Origin of the sequence: Actinomyces naeslundii, from assembly GCF_001956585.1 — a bacterium.
In the GTDB taxonomy this organism is placed as follows: Bacteria; Actinomycetota; Actinomycetes; order Actinomycetales; family Actinomycetaceae; genus Actinomyces; species Actinomyces naeslundii.
In genome coordinates this window covers 97,891-114,697 of the sequence record NZ_MSRR01000003.1, presented here as the reverse complement: position 1 = coordinate 114,697, position 16,807 = coordinate 97,891, and the positions used below count along the sequence as shown (strand labels likewise).

The following is a 16,807-nucleotide window of genomic DNA, read 5'->3' as shown; positions in this document are numbered from 1 at the left end:
CATGGCGAACCAGGGGCAAGACATACCGCTCACCGAGACCCAACCGACTCACATCAGCTCAGAAAGGCAGGTACCTCGTTGACACAATGCAATCCCCCGCGCGGCGTGGCTTCGTGTACCCACCGCGGTAGCGCACTAGCGTGTCATCCGTGACTGTCAATGGTCGGCCGCGCCAGAACGAGGCAGGTGCCATCCCCGAGCGATTCGAGGAAGCGCTCCTGTCCCTTCGTGATGCGCCCCGCCCACGCGGACTCCTCATGGAGGAGGTTCCCGCCCCCAAGAAGCTGGCCCCCTACTCCGCCGCGCTGAGCGCTGAGACCATCGAGACCATGGGCGCCACGCCCATCGCCACCGGACGCTTCGTCGTCCTCCATGACCCCAACGGCCAGGACGCCTGGGACGGAGACTTCCGCATCGTGGTTCAGGCGCGCGCCCGTATCGACGAAGAGGTCGGCATGGACCCCGTCTTCGAGTCCGCTGCCTGGAGCTGGCTCACCGACGGCCTCAACGACTCGCGCGCCGGCTACCGGGCGCTCGTAGGGACCGTCACCAAGGTCCTGTCCGAGACCTTCGGAGGGCTGACGCTCACCGACTCCTGCGCCCACGCTGAGATCCGAGCCTCCTGGTCGCCCACCACCGCTCACCTCGGCCCGCACCTCACTGCCTGGCACGAGCTCCTCCTGGTCGCCTCCGGCCACGAACCTGCAGCGGTCCACCCGCTCACCCTCGCCGGAGTCGCCAGGTGACCACCCGCGCAACCGGCGCCTCGCGCCCAGCCGCGTCCTCGGCCGTACCCCACCCAGCCGTCCCCCCCGGCACAACAGATCACCCCATCAGCCCGCACGACGTCGTCGACTACCCGCGTCCCCGGGACGGCCTGCCGGAGATCATCGGTACTCCCGCCCAGCTGAGCCGGGCCGCCCGGAGCCTGGCCGCTGGACAGGGCCCTGTGGCCCTCGACGCCGAGCGCGCCTCCGGCTTCCGCTACGGACAGGACGCCTATCTCGTCCAGCTCAGACGTGAGGGTGTCGGCACCCTTCTCATTGATCCCATCACCTGCGGTCCGCTGACCGACCTGGCCACCGCTCTCGATGGTCCTGAGTGGATTCTTCACGCCGCCGACCAGGACATCCCCTGCCTGACCATGCTCGGGCTGAAAGCCGCGTCCCTGTTCGACACCGAGTTGGCCGCCCGCCTCCTGGGCCGTCAGCACGTCGGGCTCGGCGCCGTCATCGAGGAGACCCTGGGCCTTCGCCTGGCCAAGGACCACGCGGCAGCAGACTGGTCCACCAGGCCCCTGCCCACCTCCTGGCTCATCTACGCCGCCCTCGACGTCGAGCTCCTCATCGACCTGCGCGACGCCCTGGCCGTTGAGCTCGAGGCAGCCGGTAAGGCCCAGTGGGCGACTCAGGAGTTCGAGCACATACGGACCAGGCCGGCCAAGCCCGCCAAGATCGACCCATGGCGTAAGACACCGCGTGCCGGAAGCACCGTACGCTCTCCCCGGTCCCTCGCGATCCTGCGTGAGCTGTGGACCTCACGCGAAGAGCTGGCCGCCGAGCTCGACCGGACGCCGTCCAAGGTCCTGTCCCACCAGGCGCTCATTGCCGCCGCTGTCGCCCGGCCTCGGTCACGGCGCAAGATGAACGCACTGAAGGAGTTCTCCTCCCGACAGGCGCGCCAGAACCAGGAGCGCTGGTGGCGGGCCATTGAGCGCGCCCTGGAGATGCCCGAGGAGGAGCTCCCCCCCACCCGTGCTCCCATGGGCCCCGAGGAGCTCCCCCACCCGCGCACCTGGCAGCGCCACCACGCTGAAGCGGCGGACCAGCTCAACCGCGTACGTGGAGCCATCAGGCAGCGCGCCGAGGAGATTCGCGTGCCCCAGGAGCTCCTCCTGGCGCCGGGATGCCAGCGCCGTCTGGCCTGGGACCTTGGTGAGGAGATCGAGTCGGGACACGCCGGCGGCGTCAGTGCTCAGAAGATCAGTGAGCGCCTGGCCGTCATGGGAGCCAGGCCGTGGCAGATCGAGCAGGCCACCCCGGCCCTCGCGACAGCACTGCGCTGAACACACACCGATCATGTGCGGCGGTGCGCCTCTCACCGGAACCAGTGAGAGGCGCACCGCTGTCGTCGTGGCAGGATCGTCAGGAACCAGCCGCCCCTGCGGAACTCAGTGGACCTCGAAACCGTAGGAACGGAAGATCGCGCGCGTGGACTCCACGAGCTCCGGCTCCGGTGGCCTGGTGTCCCGCAGCTGATAGGTCAGCCCCAGGGCATCCCACTTGTCGGTCCCCATCTGGTGGAAGGGCAGCACCTCAACACGGCTGACCGAGCCCCAGCGCTCAATGATCCGGGCCACGTTGTGAACGTTCTCGGGGTCGTCCGTCAGGTCCGGGACCAGGACGAACCGGGCCCAGATCTCGATCCCCTTGGCCGCCAAGCGGTCACCGAAGGTGATCGTCGGCGCCAGGGAACGACCCGTCACCTTCTTGTAGGTCTCCTCGTCACCGCTCTTGACGTCGAGCAGGACCAGGTCGATGTTGTCGAGCATCTCGTCGCTGGCATTGGCCCCCAGGAACCCGGAGGTGTCGATGCAGGTGTGAATGCCCATCTTCTTGGCACCGGCCAGGAGCCTGCCCGCGAAGGCGGGTTGCATGAGTACCTCGCCGCCTGACAGCGTGATTCCGCCCTTGGACGCGCGGAACACTCCCCGATAGCGGCGCATACGACGCAGAAGCTCCTCGGCCTCCACCGGTTCCCCGTCCTTCATGAGGAAGGTGTCGGGGTTGTGGCAGTACAGGCACCGCAGAGGGCATCCGTTGAGGAAGACGGTCATCCGGGTACCGGGACCGTCCACCGCGGTGACGAGCTCCCAGGAGTGGATCGAGCCCAGCTCGCCGGCCCGCATCCGCTCCAGGCGCTCAGAGCGCTGAAGATCCGTCAGCTCCTCGAGGCCGCCGATACCCGCCCCGCGCAAGCGAGCGGCCGGGGCCAGGAAGTCCTGGTCCCGACCGCCGTCGCGCACGGTCGTCGTGGTCTGCGTCATGACCGCTCGCCGTGCTCCAGGGCTCAGGCCTGGGCGTGGAAGGTGCGGTGGAGAACGTCAAGCTGCTGCTCGCGAGTCAGCTTGACGAAGTTGACGGCGTAGCCGGAGACGCGAACGGTGAGGTTCGGGTAGTTCTCCGGGTGCTCCATCGCGTCCTCGAGGGTGTTGCGGTCCAGAACGTTGATGTTGGCGTGGTACAGGCCCTTGACGCCGCCGTTGTCCTGACGCTGTGCCTTCATGGAGGCGAGGCGCTCTTCGTACGTGGCCATGGTGGCCCCTTTCTGAGGTGGTGTTACTGATGTGTGGAGAAATTGCTGCGGTGCGATCAGCCGACAGATGGCTGGATCAGATCTCGGCGCAGTCGTCGGGGACGAAGCCGGCGTCGAGGATGCCCACAAGGTTGGCGACGCGCTCATCGAGCGTGCGCCCCAGCCCCTGCGGGGTGATCGTGTTGGTCAGCGAGATCCCGTCGAGGGCGTCGTTGTAGTCGAGCTTGCCGACGCTGAGCATCGAGGCGACCATGCCGTGGGTGTCCATGCCGTTCTCCGGGTTGGCACCGGGAGAGAAGGGAGTGCCCTTCTGGTGCCCCGAGGGGAAGGATCCCGTGGCCTTGCCGTAGACGACGTTGGAGGTGATGGTCAGCACCGACTGCGTCGGGATGGCGTCCCGGTAGAAGGGCTGGGCCTTGATCTTCGACATGATCGTGTGGACCACGGTGGCGGCGATGTCGTCGGCGCGGTCGTCGTCGTTGCCGTAGATCGGGAAGTCGCCCTCGGTGACGTAGTCGACCACCAGGCCGGTCTCGTCACGAACCGGGGTGACCTTGGCGTACTTGATGGCCGCCAGCGAGTCGGCCACGATCGACAGGCCGGCGATGCCGCAGCCCATGGTGCGCACGATCTCGGAGTCGTGCAGCGCCATCTCGATGGACTCGTAGGCGTAGCGGTCGTGGCAGTAGTGGATGATGTTGAGGGCCTCGACGTAGGTGGCCACCACCCAGTCGAGCATCTTCTCGTACTTGTCCCACACGTCGTCGAAGTCGAGGGGGCCGTCGCCCTCGACGCCGGGCAGCCCGGTGACGACCTGCTTGCCGGTCATCTCATCGCGCCCACCGTTGATGGCGTAGAGCAGGGCCTTGGCGGAGTTGACGCGGGCGCCGAAGAACTGCATCTGCTTGCCCACGCGCATCGGGGAGACGCAGCAGGCGATCGCGGCGTCGTCACCCCAGTGGTCACGGATCTGCTCGTCGGCCTCGTACTGGATGGAGGAGGTCGTGATGGAGATGAGGGCGCAGAAGTCCTTGTAGCCCTGCGGCAGGTTCTCGTCCCAGAAGATCGTGATGTTCGGCTCCGGGGCCGGCCCGAGGTTGCGCAGGGTCTGCAGCAGACGGAAGGAGGTCTTGGTGACCAGGGCACGACCGTCCTCACCGAAGCCGGCGTCGGACCACGTGGCCCAGTAGGGGTCGCCGGAGAAGATCTGGTCGTAGTCGATGGTGCGCAGGAAGCGCGTGATGCGCAGCTTCATGACGATGTTGTCGATGAGCTCCTGGGCGCGGGTCTCGTCGATGACCCCGTTGCGCAGGTCCCGTTCGAAGTAGATGTCCAGGAAGCCGGAGAGCCGGCCGATGCTCATAGCGGCACCGTCCTGGGACTTCACGGAGGCCAGGTAGGCGAAGTAGGTCCACTGGACCGCCTCGTGGGCGTTCTTGGCCGGGCCGGAGATGTCGTAGCCGTAGGAGGCGGCCATGACCTTGAGCTTCTTGAGCGCCTTGATCTGCTCGGAGTGCTCCTCGCGGTAGCGGGCCCAGTGCTCGGAGAAGGGCTCGTCGGCCACGGCGTCCTTGGCCTTCTGCTTCTCCTCGATGAGGAAGTCGACGCCGTAGAGCGCCACACGGCGGTAGTCGCCGATGATGCGGCCACGGCCGTAGGCGTCGGGCAGGCCGGTGATGATGTGGCTCGAGCGCGCCGCGCGGATGCGCGGGGTGTAGATGTCGAAGACCGCGTCGTTGTGGGTCTTGCGGTAGCGGGTGAAGATCTTCTTGACCTCGGGGTCGACCTCCTTGCCCGCCTCCTTGATGGCGGTCTCCACCATGCGCCAGCCGCCGTTGGGCATCATGGCACGGCGCAGCGGTGAGTCCGTCTGCAGGCCGACGATGACGTCGTCGTCCTCGCTGATGTAGCCGGCCGGGAATGCGTCGATGTCGGCGGGAGTGTGGGTGTCGACGTCGAGGATGCGGACCTTGCGCTCCTCGGAGAGGTACTTCTTCTCCAGGGTGTCCCAAAGGCGCAGAGTCTTGTCCGTGGCGCCGGCGAGGAACGAGGCGTCACCGTCGTAGGGGGTGTAGTTGCGCTGGATGAAGTCGCGGACGTCAATGTCCTCGGTCCACGGTCCGGTAACGAAGCCCTCCCAGGCGTCATTGCCGCTCGCCGTGGTGGCAGATGTTGTGACCTCAGTGGTCATCCGTGCCCTCCTCGTGTGGGTGACCGGAGAGCCACCCGGTTGCTGTCGCCCTTGTGAGGCGAGGCGGCACATCGGCGCGCCGTCGGTCTCAGAGTAGAACTCGAAGGAGGCCTTGTGGGCCACTAGTCCCAAGAAGTCCCGGTGTGATGACTCACAGGCCAATCGGCATCGATCCAATCTGGGACATAAGTCCTTCCATCTGCTGTTCAGAAAGGCATTCGCCACCTGATGACAAAGCCGCTCTTCCTCCGACAACATCCAGCGAGTCCGGGCATATCCCCAGATTCCGGCATCGCTGAGTCAATTAGGACGGGCGTCCCAATCGTCATCGGGCACTCCACCACGGATGGGCGGTCCGGGAGGCGCCGAGCACCGTCTCGGAGCCCTTATTCGGCCCCAAGGTCCCGGACGCCGGGAGCGCGTGCAGCGCCGTCGGCCGCGGCCCGGGCCGCCTCCGCGATATCGGGGGCGCGCATACCGAAGTCCTCGAGGAGCTGGTCCCGGGTGGCGGTGTCGATGAACTGCCGCGGAATGCCGATGCGACGCCAGACCCGTGGGCCGGCTGCATCGGGACGGCCGGCCCGATAGTCCTCAACGGCATCGCGCAGCTGGGACCCGATGCCGCCATCAACCAAGCCGTCCTCGACCACGATGACGACGTCGGCCTGGGCTGCTGCCGCCACGAGAGGCCCAGGGGGCGGAATGACCCAGTGCGGGTGCACGACGGTGACGGCTCGGTCCTCCTGCTCGAGGGCCCGGCCGGCCTCATGGGCGTGGGCCGCCATGGCTCCGACGCCGACCAGCAGGAGCTGCGGGGCGTCAGCCGGTTCGCGGTTCTCGAGCAGCACGTCGACGACGTCGAATGCGGAGACCTCTCCCAAGGCCCCACCCGCCGATGCGTCCCCCTCGACGCCTGCGTCGTACGGGCTCTTCTCAGCATCCTCCAGCCCGAGGCGACGCACCGCCGCCAGAGGCTCGGGCAGGGTGCCCTTGGGATAGCGCACCACGGTGGGGGCGTCACCGACGCTCACGGCCTGGCGCAGGCTGTCGCGCAGTGTCGCCTCGTCCCGGGGAGCGGCCAGGCGCAGACCCGGGACATGAGCCAGCAGCGCCATGTCCCACATGCCGTTGTGGCTGGCCCCGTCGGTTCCGGTGATCCCGGCCCGGTCCAGCACGATCGTCACTCCCGCGCGGTGCAGGGCGACGTCCATGAGCACCTGGTCGAAGGCTCGGTTGAGGAAGGTGGCGTAGAGCGCCACCACCGGGTGCATGCCGGCGAAGGCGAGCCCGGCGGAGAAGGTGAGCGCGTGCTGCTCGGCGATACCGACGTCAATGACCCGCTCCGGCATGGCGTCGGCCAGGGGCTGAAGGCCCACGGGAGCCTGCATGGCCGCCGTGACTCCGACGATCCGCTCGTCGCGCTGCGCCAAGGAGACGATCTCCTCGGCGAAGACGGCCGTCCATCCGAAGCGCTCGGCCACAACCGGCAGCCCCGTCTCGGGGTGGATCTTGCCCACGGCGTGGAAGCGGTCGGGGACGTGCTCCTCGGCGGGGGTGTATCCGTGCCCCTTCTCGGTGATGACATGGACGATGACCGGCTCGGCGTACTCGCGTGCCCGGGTGAGGGCGAACTCGATGGCGGTGATGTCGTGACCGTCGACGGGTCCGGTGTACTTGATTCCCAGGTCCTCGAAGAAGGCCGAGGGCACCAGGACGTCCTTGAGCCCCCGCTTGAGGCCGTGGAGGGCGTCGAAGGCGGCCCGGCCGGGAGCCCCCTGGGACAGGAGCGTGCGCTTGACCCCGGACAGGACGCGCTCGTAGCCGGGGTTGGTGCGCAGCGCGTCGAGGTGATGAGCCAGTCCCCCGATGGTGGGTGCGTAGGAGCGACCGTTGTCGTTGACGACGATGACCAGGTGGCGGTCGGAGGAGTCGGCGATGTTGTCCAGGGCCTCCCAGGCCATGCCCCCGGTCATGGCTCCATCACCGATGACGGCGACGACGTGGCGCTCGTCGTGCCCCTGGAGGTGGTTGGCCCGGGCGATGCCGTCGGCCCAGGACAGCGAGGTGGAGGCGTGAGAGTTCTCCACGACGTCGTGAACGGACTCGGCCCGTGACGGGTAGCCGGACAGCCCACCCCGCTCACGCAGGTGGGCGAAGTCCTGTCGGCCGGTGAGCAGCTTGTGGACGTAGGCCTGGTGACCGGTGTCGAAGACGATGGTGTCCCGCGGTGAGCGGAAGGTGCGGTGCAGGGCGATCGTCAGCTCGACGACCCCGAGGTTGGGACCCAGGTGGCCGCCGGTGCGCGCAACCGAGGCGACGAGGTGGCGACGGATCTCGGCCGCGAGCGCCACCAGGTCCTCGCTGGTGAGCCGGTCGAGGTCGGCGGGCTTTCGCACAGAGGCCAGGAGCGCTCTGCTGGTCTGCTCGGCGGGCCGACCAGTGTGCTCAGCTGCTGGCACGGTGCGCCTCCTTGTCGAAGGTGAGGGTGATGATGGCGGATCGGTCATGCGGGTGCATCGCTGACGACCAGGTTGGCGGGATGCCGGAACGGCACCGGGGAAAGGGTATCGGTTAAGCCGCCCGTGATGTTTTTGTGACGATTGATTCTCCGGCACCCCGGCTCAGCAGGGCTCCGTCATGCATCCTTGATGCTCCGTAGCGGTTCGCGAGGCTCCGGGGCGGTCCCCAGCATAGGGCGGTCCGTCCGGTGTTCGGTCATGTGTCACACGGGGTCACGGACGAGCACGTACTGTATGCCTTGACCGTCGGAACCGTTCACCCCCGCGCCGGGCCAGCGGCATCGTTCCCGATCGCCCGACCGCTCTCAGGAAAGCCTTCCAGGAGGAATCATGAGCACCACCGCCCCCTTCGGCACCTGGCCCTCGCCTATCACTCCAGGCACGATCACGACCCGGACGGTCCTGCTGTCCCAGGTTCGCGTGGACGGCGGTGACACCTACTGGGTGGAGCAGCGCGCCTCGCAGGCCGGACGCAACGTCCTGCTGCGCCGTGACGGCGACGGCCAGATCGGCGAGGTGCTTCCGCTGACGCCGGCCGACGAGCTGGTGGACGTGCGTACCCGGGTGCACGAGTACGGAGGGCGGGCCTACGCCGTCGACGGCGGGATCATCGTGGTCTCCCACGCCGGGGACGGGCGCCTCTACCGGTACGACGTGGCCCACCGCCTGCGCGGCCTGGTCCCGCTGACCATCTACGGAGACGTGCGCCACGGCGACCTGGAGATCGACACGGGCCGGGGCCTGGTCTACGCAGTCCGTGAGGACCACCGAGGTGAGGGCGAGGCCGTCAACACCCTGGTGGCGATCCCCCTGGACGGCTCGGCCGCGCGCGACGACTCGCTCGTGCGCACGCTCGTGTCGGGAACGGACTTCGTGGTCGCTCCGACGCTCTCACCCGACGGCGAGCACCTGGCCTGGATCACCTGGGACCACCCGGGGATGCCGTGGGACAACGCCTCCCTGCATGTGGGGGACCTGGGCCCGGACGGGACGATCATCGAGCAGGTGCTGGTCGACGGCGGCGACGGGCACTCGGTGTCCGAGCCTCGGTGGACCGAGGAGTGCGAGCTGGTTCACGGCTCGAACGCGTCGGGCTTCTGGAACCTCTACCGCACCGAGGGCTTCCCGGTACGGGGCACCAATCGCCCGGGCTGGCCGGAGAACCTGCGAACCCGGCCGCTGCACCCGGCCGAGGCCACCTTCACCAATCCGGCCTGGCAGCTGGGGCCGCACTCCTTCGATGTGCTCGACGCCGAGCACATCATCACCTCCTGGGCCCGGGACGCGGTGTCGCACCTGGGGACCATCAAGCTCGCCAATGGTGAGCTCGAGGAGTGGAACGTGGGATGGCAGCCGATCGGCAACGTGGCCTCCAGCGCCGGTCGCGTCGTCATGCTGGCCTCCAACGAGATGGCGATGCCCAGCATCGTTGAGGTCAAGAACGGCACGGTGCAGGTGCTGCGCGGCTCGGGCGAGTTCGAGCCCGAGGGCGTCGGGGTGTCCTTCCCCGACCCGGTCTCCTGGCCCACGAGTGACGGCGCGACGGCTCACGGCTTCTACTACCCTCCGACGTCGGCCGCCTACGAGGGCGGCGAGGACGAGCTGCCGCCGCTCATCGTCAACGTCCACGGCGGCCCGACGGCGACAGCCGTGCCCGGCTACGACCTGCGCATCCAGTACTGGACCAGCCGGGGCTTCGCCTACCTCGACGTCAACTACCGCGGCTCCATGGGCTACGGCACCGGCTACCGCAAGGCTCTGGAGGGCAAGTGGGGCATCTACGATGTCGATGACTGCGTCAGCGGCGCCCAGCACCTGGTGGACGCCGGGCTCGTCGATCCCCGACGTATCGCGATCCGTGGCGGGTCGGCAGGCGGCTTCACGGTGCTGTCGGCCATCACTCGCTCCACGGTGTTCACGGCTGCCAGCTCATGCTTCGGGGTGACCGACCTCAAGAGGCTGGTGCGTACGACCCACAAGTTCGAGTCGCACTACATCGGCCAGCTCATGGGGACCCAGGACATCGATGACCCGGTCCTGGACGAGCGCAGCCCCATCAACCACATTGATGACATCAGGGTCCCGCTGCTGCTCATCCAGGGCTCTGAGGACCCGATCGTCCCCGCTGAGCAGGCCACCGCCATGTACGAGGCCCTCAAGACCGCAGGCGCACCGGTGGCCCTGGAGATCTTCCAGGGCGAGGGACACGGGTTCCGCCTGGCTGCGAACATCCGACGCCGCTACGAGGCCGAGCTGAGCTTCTACCGTCAGGTATGGAGTATCGGTTCCTCCTGCCCCGAGGCCGAGCGCCGTGGCGAGGAGGACACCTTCATGGTCAAGGTGGAGAACCTGCACTGATGGATCACGCCTGGAGGAGGCTGTCCCGGCCCCTGTCGCGGCGCGCGGGCAGCCTCTTCCGCCACCATCGCCTCGGGCTCTACCTCCTGGCCGTGCTGGTAGGGCTCGCCTCGGGTCTGGGAGCCGTGCTGTTCCGGATGGGGATCGACGCCTGGTCCCAGCTGCTCAGCGGGGCCGATGACTACACGCTGTCGATGGGGCCCTCGGTGGGCTCGCTGGCTGCACTCGGCACATGGTTCGTCCTCGTCGCGCCTGTCCTCTCGGGCCTCATCGTGGGCCCGCTCATGTCCCGGCTGGGCCACACTCCCACAGGCCACGGGGTGGCCGGGGTCATCTGGTCCACGCGCCACGGCAACGGCACGATGGCGCCGATTCCCGCCCTGGCGATGACGACGTCGTCCGCCCTGACAATCGGGGGCGGCGGCTCAGTGGGTCCGGAGGGGCCGATCGCGGAGCTGGGCGCCTCCACGGCCAACGTCATCGGGCGGGGTCTGAACCTGCCCAAGCTCCCGGTCCGTTACCTGGCGGCAGCCGGAACCGCGGCCGGGATCGCCGCGGCCTTCAACGCTCCGCTGGCGGGGGCCTTCTTCGCGCTGGAGGTCGTGCTCATGGGCTTCAGCGCCGACGCCTTCATCGTCATCGTCCTGGCCTGCGTGGCCTCCACGGTCCTGTCGCACCATCTGCTGGGAACGACGCTGTCGTTGTCGCTCCCCTACCTGGACCTGTCCGGGGACGCCCAGCTGGGGTGGGTCGCCCTCCTGGGTGTGACAGGTGGAGGCGTCGGTATCGGTTTCATGCGTCTTCGATTCATCGTGCTCGACGCCCTGACCCGTGGCTGGCAGCGGTTGGGCGTGCCGATCTGGGTGCGCCCAGCGATCGGGGGGCTCGCCGTGGGAGCAGTCCTTCTGGTCCTGCCCGAGATGTACGGGGAGTCCTCGGCGGCGCTCAACCGGGCGCTGGCCGGCCGCTACACCCTGACGCTCCTGCTGGTGCTGTGCGTGGGCAAGATGCTGGCGACCTCGTTGACGCTGGGAATGGGGTTCGTCGGCGGGGTCTTCGCGCCGTCGCTGTTCATCGGCGGAACACTGGGAGCGGCCTTCGGAACCCTGGTGGCGCCCAGCTATGCGCCGGCGGCCGGGGTCTTCGGGGTGATCGGAATGGGGGCGGTATTCGCAGGTGCGGCCCGCGCTCCGATGACGGCGGTCCTGCTCATCATCGAGATGACCGGCCAGCACGCGCTGCTGCTGCCCCTCATGCTCGCCACCGTACTGGCCACCTTCGCCAGCCGCTTCCTGTCACGGGGCACGTTGTTCACCGAGGAGCTGCGCCGTCGCGGGGAGGACGTCGAGGACCCCATGTCCACCACTCTTCTGGGACGCACCCGCGCCTCCCAGCTCATGATCGATCCACCCGCCGTGGTTCAAGCCACGGCGACAGTGCACCAGGCAGCCGCCCTCATGAGTCGGCACGGAGCCTCGGTCCTGCCCGTGGTCCGGGCGAGGAGCGACGACACCCGCGAGCTGCTCGGCTGCGTCACGGCAGCGCAGCTCACCGCAGCGCTCCTCGGAGATGAGGCCGACGACGCCGTGGACGACGCTCCCCTCGCGACGACAGTGGCAGAGCTGCCTCTGGTCTCCGACCGTCTGTCCCGCGAGGCAGAGGCGACCGACGTGCTCGAGGCCCTGACCCGAACCCATCTGGAGGGGCTTCCGGTGGTCGCCGGGGAGTCGGGCTCCGCCAGTGATCAACGACCGGATCAGCCGGCTGACCAGCTGGTGGGGTGGGTGTGCCAGCGGATCGTCGTGGAGAGGATCTACGAGGTTCAGGCCCGGGCTCGCGCCGCAGCATCCGCCTACACCTCGCTGGGCTCACGGCTGCAGGACAGGTGGCACGCCCGCCCCGTACCCGCGCGCAGGATCAGCAGAATCAGCCGGATCAGCTCACGCGGCTCGCGCCGCTTCCGGCGCCGTGGAGCCCGCCGGCACCCGGGCCACTCGGATTGAGTCGCAGGCCCGTTCCTTAGGGCTGCCCGCCTTACCCGGCCGCCGACCCGGTGGGATCGGTCTGGGAGGACGTCTCCGAGACCTCCGTCTCACTGCTCCGGAGGCTCTTGAGACCGCGGCTCTCCTGGACCGCCCGAGCCTTCTCAGTGAAGCTCTCGGTCAGGGTGTCGGACAGCTCGGTGATGCGTTCGGCGTTGGCCACGATGCGCCGAGGATCGGACATCCACATCCATGCAGCAGCCACCACCGGGAGGATCGCGGGCAGGTACCACCGGGACCTGCCCCAGTGAGCCCATACCGACGCGTTGAGGTCGGCAGGCGTGGGTGAGGGGACCGTCATCGTGAGGACGCCGATGAGCACGGCCATCGTGGCCAGCGCCCCCAGGCACATCCAGCCGATGTTGCGCATCCTCCGCCCGTTATGAGCGACACACACGGCCAGGAGAATGTACAGGCCGCCTCCCAGGAGGTTGAAGGACCACACCGCAGGCGCCTCGTCGGGACTCCGAAGCAGTGAGACCAAGGAGGGAACCAGCACGATCGCTCCGAAGACGGCGAAGACACCGACCAGGACGCGTCCCCCTCCATAGGCGGGGCGGCGGGTGTCCTGGACCGGGCGTACTGATGAGTGCTCGTCCATGAGGAACGACCTTTCCACGTGATGACCTCCGGCACGCGCGGCGCCAACTCAGCCTCCATCGGATGCTTGAACGTTACTATTCACAACGTGAGCACCATTAAGTTGACCAAATCCCTGAACGCACACGCCTCGGTGGACGACGACCGTAAGGATACCGATCTCAGCAATCAGGCCGAGGTTGACACGGTCGAAGAGCCCGGGGACTCCGAAGCCACCGGCGACGAGGACCAGTCCGGCTCCGCAAGCGCAGAGCAGGACACTGAGGACGCCGAGGGCGACGCGAAGGAGCGCCAGGCCGCCGGCGACGACGAGGACGATGCCGACAGCACCGCTGGCTCCGACGGCGCATCCGACGCCTCAGACCTCCCCCTCGATGCCGAGCCCGCAGCTGACGTCCTCGTCCTGGCCGCAGCACCGGGGAGGGAGGGCGCTGAGGCTCCCGAGATCCTCCTGGAGGGCCTTGAGCCACCCTCCAGCAACGCTCTGGAGGGCCTGGACATCGACGCACTGGTGTCCCTGCTTCCCGCTCTGGGGTTCTTGGGAGCCCAGGACTCCGTCGTGCGACTGCCCTCCTCGTCGGTGAGCACCGCGGGCTACCACGGCCCGCGAACCATTCTCGTCGTCGGTGTGGGAACGGGGTGGGCCGACACCGATCCGCTCGCCGTGACCACCGATGATGAGGCCGCCCTGGGCTACGACCAGACGGGTCTGCTGCGCCGGGCCGCCGGACGCGCCACCCGGGCGCTGGCCGGAACCGACTCCGCGATCCTGGCTCTGCCCACGCTCAGCGGGCAGCAGCTGGCCGCCGTGGCGAACGGAGCCGCTCTGGGAGCCTATTCCTGGAAGGCCACGAAGAACGAGGACCGTCCTGACCAGGAGAGCTCCTCGAAGCAGAGCACGCCCCTGAAGAGCATCTCCATCGTCTCGCCTCTGTCCGACACCCCGGAGGGGCAGGAGACCTTGGCGGGCGCCCTGGCGCTGGCCGAGGCCACGTCCCTGACCCGCGACCTCGTCAACGAGCCGCCCAACCGCCTGACTCCGGAGGTCTTCGCGGAGCGAGCCCGCTCGGCCGGTCAGGAGGCCGGGCTCAGGGTCGAGGTCTGGGACGCCCCAGCGCTGATCGAGCAGGGATTCGGTGGAATTCTCGGGGTGGCTCAGGGCTCGGTGCACCCGGCTCGCCTGGTTCGTCTGGAGTGGGTGCCGTCGCAGGCCGCAGAGAGCGCTGCCGGCCAGGCGAGCGCGCAGACCGAGGGTGACAGCGCCCCGGCCCACCCCAAGCACGTCGCGCTCATCGGCAAGGGCATCACCTTCGACTCTGGCGGTCTGTCCCTCAAACCGGCGGCCTCCATGCCGGAGATGAAGTCCGACATGGCCGGCGCCGCCACCGTGCTGGGAGCCGTCATCTCCGCTGCGCGCCTGGCTCTGCCCATCCGCGTCACCGCCTGGTTGGCACTGGCCGAGAACATGCCGGGCGCCGACGCCCAGCGCCCCAGCGACGTCGTCACGATGTTCGACGGCACCACCGTGGAGGTGACCAACACCGACGCTGAGGGCCGCCTGGTCATGGCCGACGCCCTGGCCCGGGCCGTCACGGAGGAACCCGACGCCGTCCTGGATGTGGCCACCCTGACCGGAGCGCAGATCGTGGCCCTGGGCGACCACGTGGCCGCCGTGATGGGCACGCCGGACCTGCGTGAGGAGGTCGTGGCCGCGGCCCAGCGGGCGGGAGAGTCCTTCTGGCCGATGCCCCTGCCCGCGCACCTGCGTGCGACCCTCGACTCCCCCTTCGCCGACCTGCGCAACGCCAAGATCGGTTCCCGGGCCGGTGGGATGCTCTCGGCCGGACTGTTCCTGCGCGAGTTCGTCGGACGCCGGCAGTGGGCGCACCTCGACATCGCCGGCCCCGCCTACAACGACTCCGCCCCCTGGGGGCTGACACCGACTGGCGGCACGGGGATGGGAGTCTCCACCCTGGTGGAGCTGCTTCGTTCGCTGTCCGCCGAGGTCAGTATCCTTTCCTGACCCTCCCGTCTGCCGGCAACGAGTCGCCGGGATCCCCGCCGCGTTCTTGGTCGCGGGTTCTGTGACGACTCGTGCCGGCAGCACCCACGCGCGGTGACACGTATCACCCCGTTTTCAGGACTCTGGTCCCTAAACAGCAACCCCGCTGACTCCTGTGTCCACTCCTCAGGTGGAACAATGGCCCCGTGCCGAGCCGCCCCACAAGGGCGTCGTGACCAATCAACAAGGAGTGAGTTCGTGACAGAGACCGTCTACGACATGGTCATTCTGGGCGCGGGATCAGGGGGCTACGCCGCCGCCCTGCGTGGCGCCCAACTGGGCCTCAAGGTCGCCCTCATCGAGGCGGACAAGCTGGGGGGCACCTGCCTCCACCGCGGCTGCGTGCCCACCAAGGCCCTGCTGCACGCCGCCGAGACCGCCGATGCCGTGCGCGAGGCCGCCACTGTGGGCATCAAGGCCGCCTTCGAGGGCGTGGACATGCCTGGCGTCCAGAAGTACAAGAACAGCATCGTCTCGCGGATGCACAAGGGCCTGGAGGGCCTGGTGTCCTCGCGGGGCATCGATCTGATCCAGGGGTGGGGACGTCTGGTGGCCGCCGACGCCGTCGAGGTTGACGGCCGTCGCATCACCGGCCGCAACGTGGTCCTCGCCTCCGGCTCCTACTCCAAGACCATCGGGCAGGAGATCTCCGGAGGCGTCATCACCTCCGAGGAGGCCCTGGAGATGGACCACGTCCCCGCCTCGGCAGTGATTCTGGGTGGCGGCGTCATCGGGGTGGAGTTCGCCTCGGCCTGGGCCTCCATGGGCAGCCAGGTCACTATCATCGAGGGGCTGCCCCACCTGGTGCCCAACGAGGACGAGGCGATCTCCAAGCAGCTCGAGCGCGCCTTCCGCAAGCGCAAGATCACCTTCCGCACCAACACGATGTTCGAGTCGGTCGAGCGCCACGACGGCGGGGTGACCGTGCGCACCCAGGACGGCAAGACCCATGAGGCCGAGGTCCTCCTCATCGCCGTGGGCCGTGGACCGGCGACCGCCAACCTCGGCTACGAGGAGGTCGGGCTCGCCATGGACCGCGGCTTCGTCCTGGCCGACGAGTACGGCCGCACCAACGTCCCGGGCGTGTGGGCCGTGGGTGACATCGTCCCCGGTGTCCAGCTCGCCCACCGCGGCTTTGCCCAGGGCATCGTCGTGGCGGAGAAGATCGCGGGCCTGGACCCGACCCCGGTCGATGACGTCCTGGTCCCCAAGGTGACCTTCTGCGAGCCCGAGATCGCCTCGGTGGGCCTGTCCGAGGCCAAGGCCGCCGAGGTCCACGGCAAGGACAACATCACCACCGCCGAGTTCAACGTGGCAGGCAATGCCAAGAGCCAGATCCTGGGGACCCAGGGCTTCGTCAAGCTCGTCTCCCTCAAGGACGGCCCCATCGTGGGCTTCCACGCCATCGGCGCCCGCATGGGCGAGCAGGTCGGAGAGGGCCAGCTCATGGTGTCCTGGGAGGCCGACGCCGACGACGTCGCCTCCCTGGTCCACGCCCACCCCACCCAGAACGAGACCCTCGGCGAGGCCGCCATGGCCCTCGCCGGCAAGCCGCTGCACAACCACGGCTGATCCAGCTAGACGAGAGTAAGGAAGACAGCAATGTCAGAGTCCGTGAAGATGCCCGCTCTGGGTGAGTCCGTCACCGAGGGGACGGTCTCCTCCTGGCTCAAGGCCGTGGGTGACACCGTTGAGGCCGACGAGCCCCTGCTCGAGGTCG

The 16,807-nt window shown here is 68.4% G+C and carries 12 protein-coding genes; 7 read left to right on the top strand and 5 right to left on the bottom strand.

All coding sequences use genetic code 11. The features are described 5' to 3' along the window. Nucleotides 1–140 precede the first annotated feature (140 nt). Entirely contained in the window at nt 141–746 is a 606-nt protein-coding gene (locus BKH33_RS01505) for a DUF3000 domain-containing protein (protein ID WP_043539999.1), read from the top strand. After that, nucleotides 743–2,065: an HRDC domain-containing protein gene (locus tag BKH33_RS01500; RefSeq protein WP_232621431.1), complete on the top strand. Its 1,323-nt coding sequence runs from the start codon at nt 743–745 to the stop codon at nt 2,063–2,065. Before BKH33_RS01505 ends, BKH33_RS01500 begins: the two co-directional genes overlap by 4 nt. A 105-nt stretch (nt 2,066–2,170) precedes the next feature. Here the strand turns inward: BKH33_RS01500 and pflA are convergent, their stop codons facing one another. The 4 genes from pflA to dxs all read right to left on the bottom strand — a co-directional run bounded on the left by pflA (nt 2,171) and on the right by dxs (nt 7,965). Continuing rightward, on the bottom strand, nt 2,171–3,046 hold the full coding sequence (gene pflA / locus BKH33_RS01495) for a pyruvate formate-lyase-activating protein (protein WP_003785810.1): 876 nt from the start codon (nt 3,044–3,046) through the stop codon (nt 2,171–2,173). A gap of 23 nt (nt 3,047–3,069) precedes the next feature. After that, on the bottom strand, nt 3,070–3,315 hold the full coding sequence (grcA2, locus tag BKH33_RS01490) for an autonomous glycyl radical cofactor GrcA2 (RefSeq protein WP_003785767.1): 246 nt from the start codon (nt 3,313–3,315) through the stop codon (nt 3,070–3,072). A 76-nt stretch (nt 3,316–3,391) separates the two neighbouring features. After that, on the bottom strand, nt 3,392–5,506 hold the full coding sequence (pflB, locus tag BKH33_RS01485) for a formate C-acetyltransferase (protein ID WP_043539997.1): 2,115 nt from the start codon (nt 5,504–5,506) through the stop codon (nt 3,392–3,394). Nucleotides 5,507–5,892: 386 nt separating this feature from the next. Further along, on the bottom strand, nt 5,893–7,965 hold the full coding sequence (gene dxs, locus BKH33_RS01480) for a 1-deoxy-D-xylulose-5-phosphate synthase (protein WP_003785791.1): 2,073 nt from the start codon (nt 7,963–7,965) through the stop codon (nt 5,893–5,895). A 390-nt stretch (nt 7,966–8,355) separates the two neighbouring features. On the opposite strand from dxs, the gene BKH33_RS01475 reads away from it, so the two are divergent. Together BKH33_RS01475 and BKH33_RS01470 are read left to right on the top strand one after the other, a co-directional pair. After that, nucleotides 8,356–10,383 carry an alpha/beta hydrolase family protein gene (locus tag BKH33_RS01475; RefSeq protein WP_003785782.1) on the top strand — a complete coding sequence of 676 codons (2,028 nt, stop codon included), beginning with the start codon at nt 8,356–8,358 and terminating at the stop codon, nt 10,381–10,383. Then, the gene (locus tag BKH33_RS01470) at nt 10,383–12,386 is read left to right on the top strand and encodes a chloride channel protein (protein ID WP_076142459.1); all 2,004 of its coding nucleotides are present in this window, start codon (nt 10,383–10,385) and stop codon (nt 12,384–12,386) included. The genes BKH33_RS01475 and BKH33_RS01470 overlap by 1 nt, the downstream gene beginning before the upstream one ends. A 31-nt stretch (nt 12,387–12,417) precedes the next feature. Here the strand turns inward: BKH33_RS01470 and BKH33_RS01465 are convergent, their stop codons facing one another. Next, the gene (locus tag BKH33_RS01465; RefSeq protein WP_043538662.1) at nt 12,418–13,026 is read right to left on the bottom strand and encodes a hypothetical protein; all 609 of its coding nucleotides are present in this window, start codon (nt 13,024–13,026) and stop codon (nt 12,418–12,420) included. Nucleotides 13,027–13,047: 21 nt separating this feature from the next. Between BKH33_RS01465 and BKH33_RS01460 the strand changes: the two genes are divergently transcribed. The 3 genes from BKH33_RS01460 to BKH33_RS01450 all read left to right on the top strand — a co-directional run. Beyond that, entirely contained in the window at nt 13,048–15,048 is a 2,001-nt protein-coding gene (locus BKH33_RS01460) for a leucyl aminopeptidase (protein ID WP_043538659.1), read from the top strand. A gap of 237 nt (nt 15,049–15,285) precedes the next feature. Further along, nucleotides 15,286–16,659, top strand: coding sequence for a dihydrolipoyl dehydrogenase (lpdA, locus tag BKH33_RS01455; RefSeq protein ID WP_004564600.1), 1,374 nt, complete (start codon nt 15,286–15,288; stop codon nt 16,657–16,659). Between the two features lie 30 nt (nt 16,660–16,689). Then, on the top strand, nt 16,690–16,807 hold a 118-nt coding region (locus BKH33_RS01450), incomplete at its 3' end, for a biotin/lipoyl-containing protein (protein WP_208607100.1).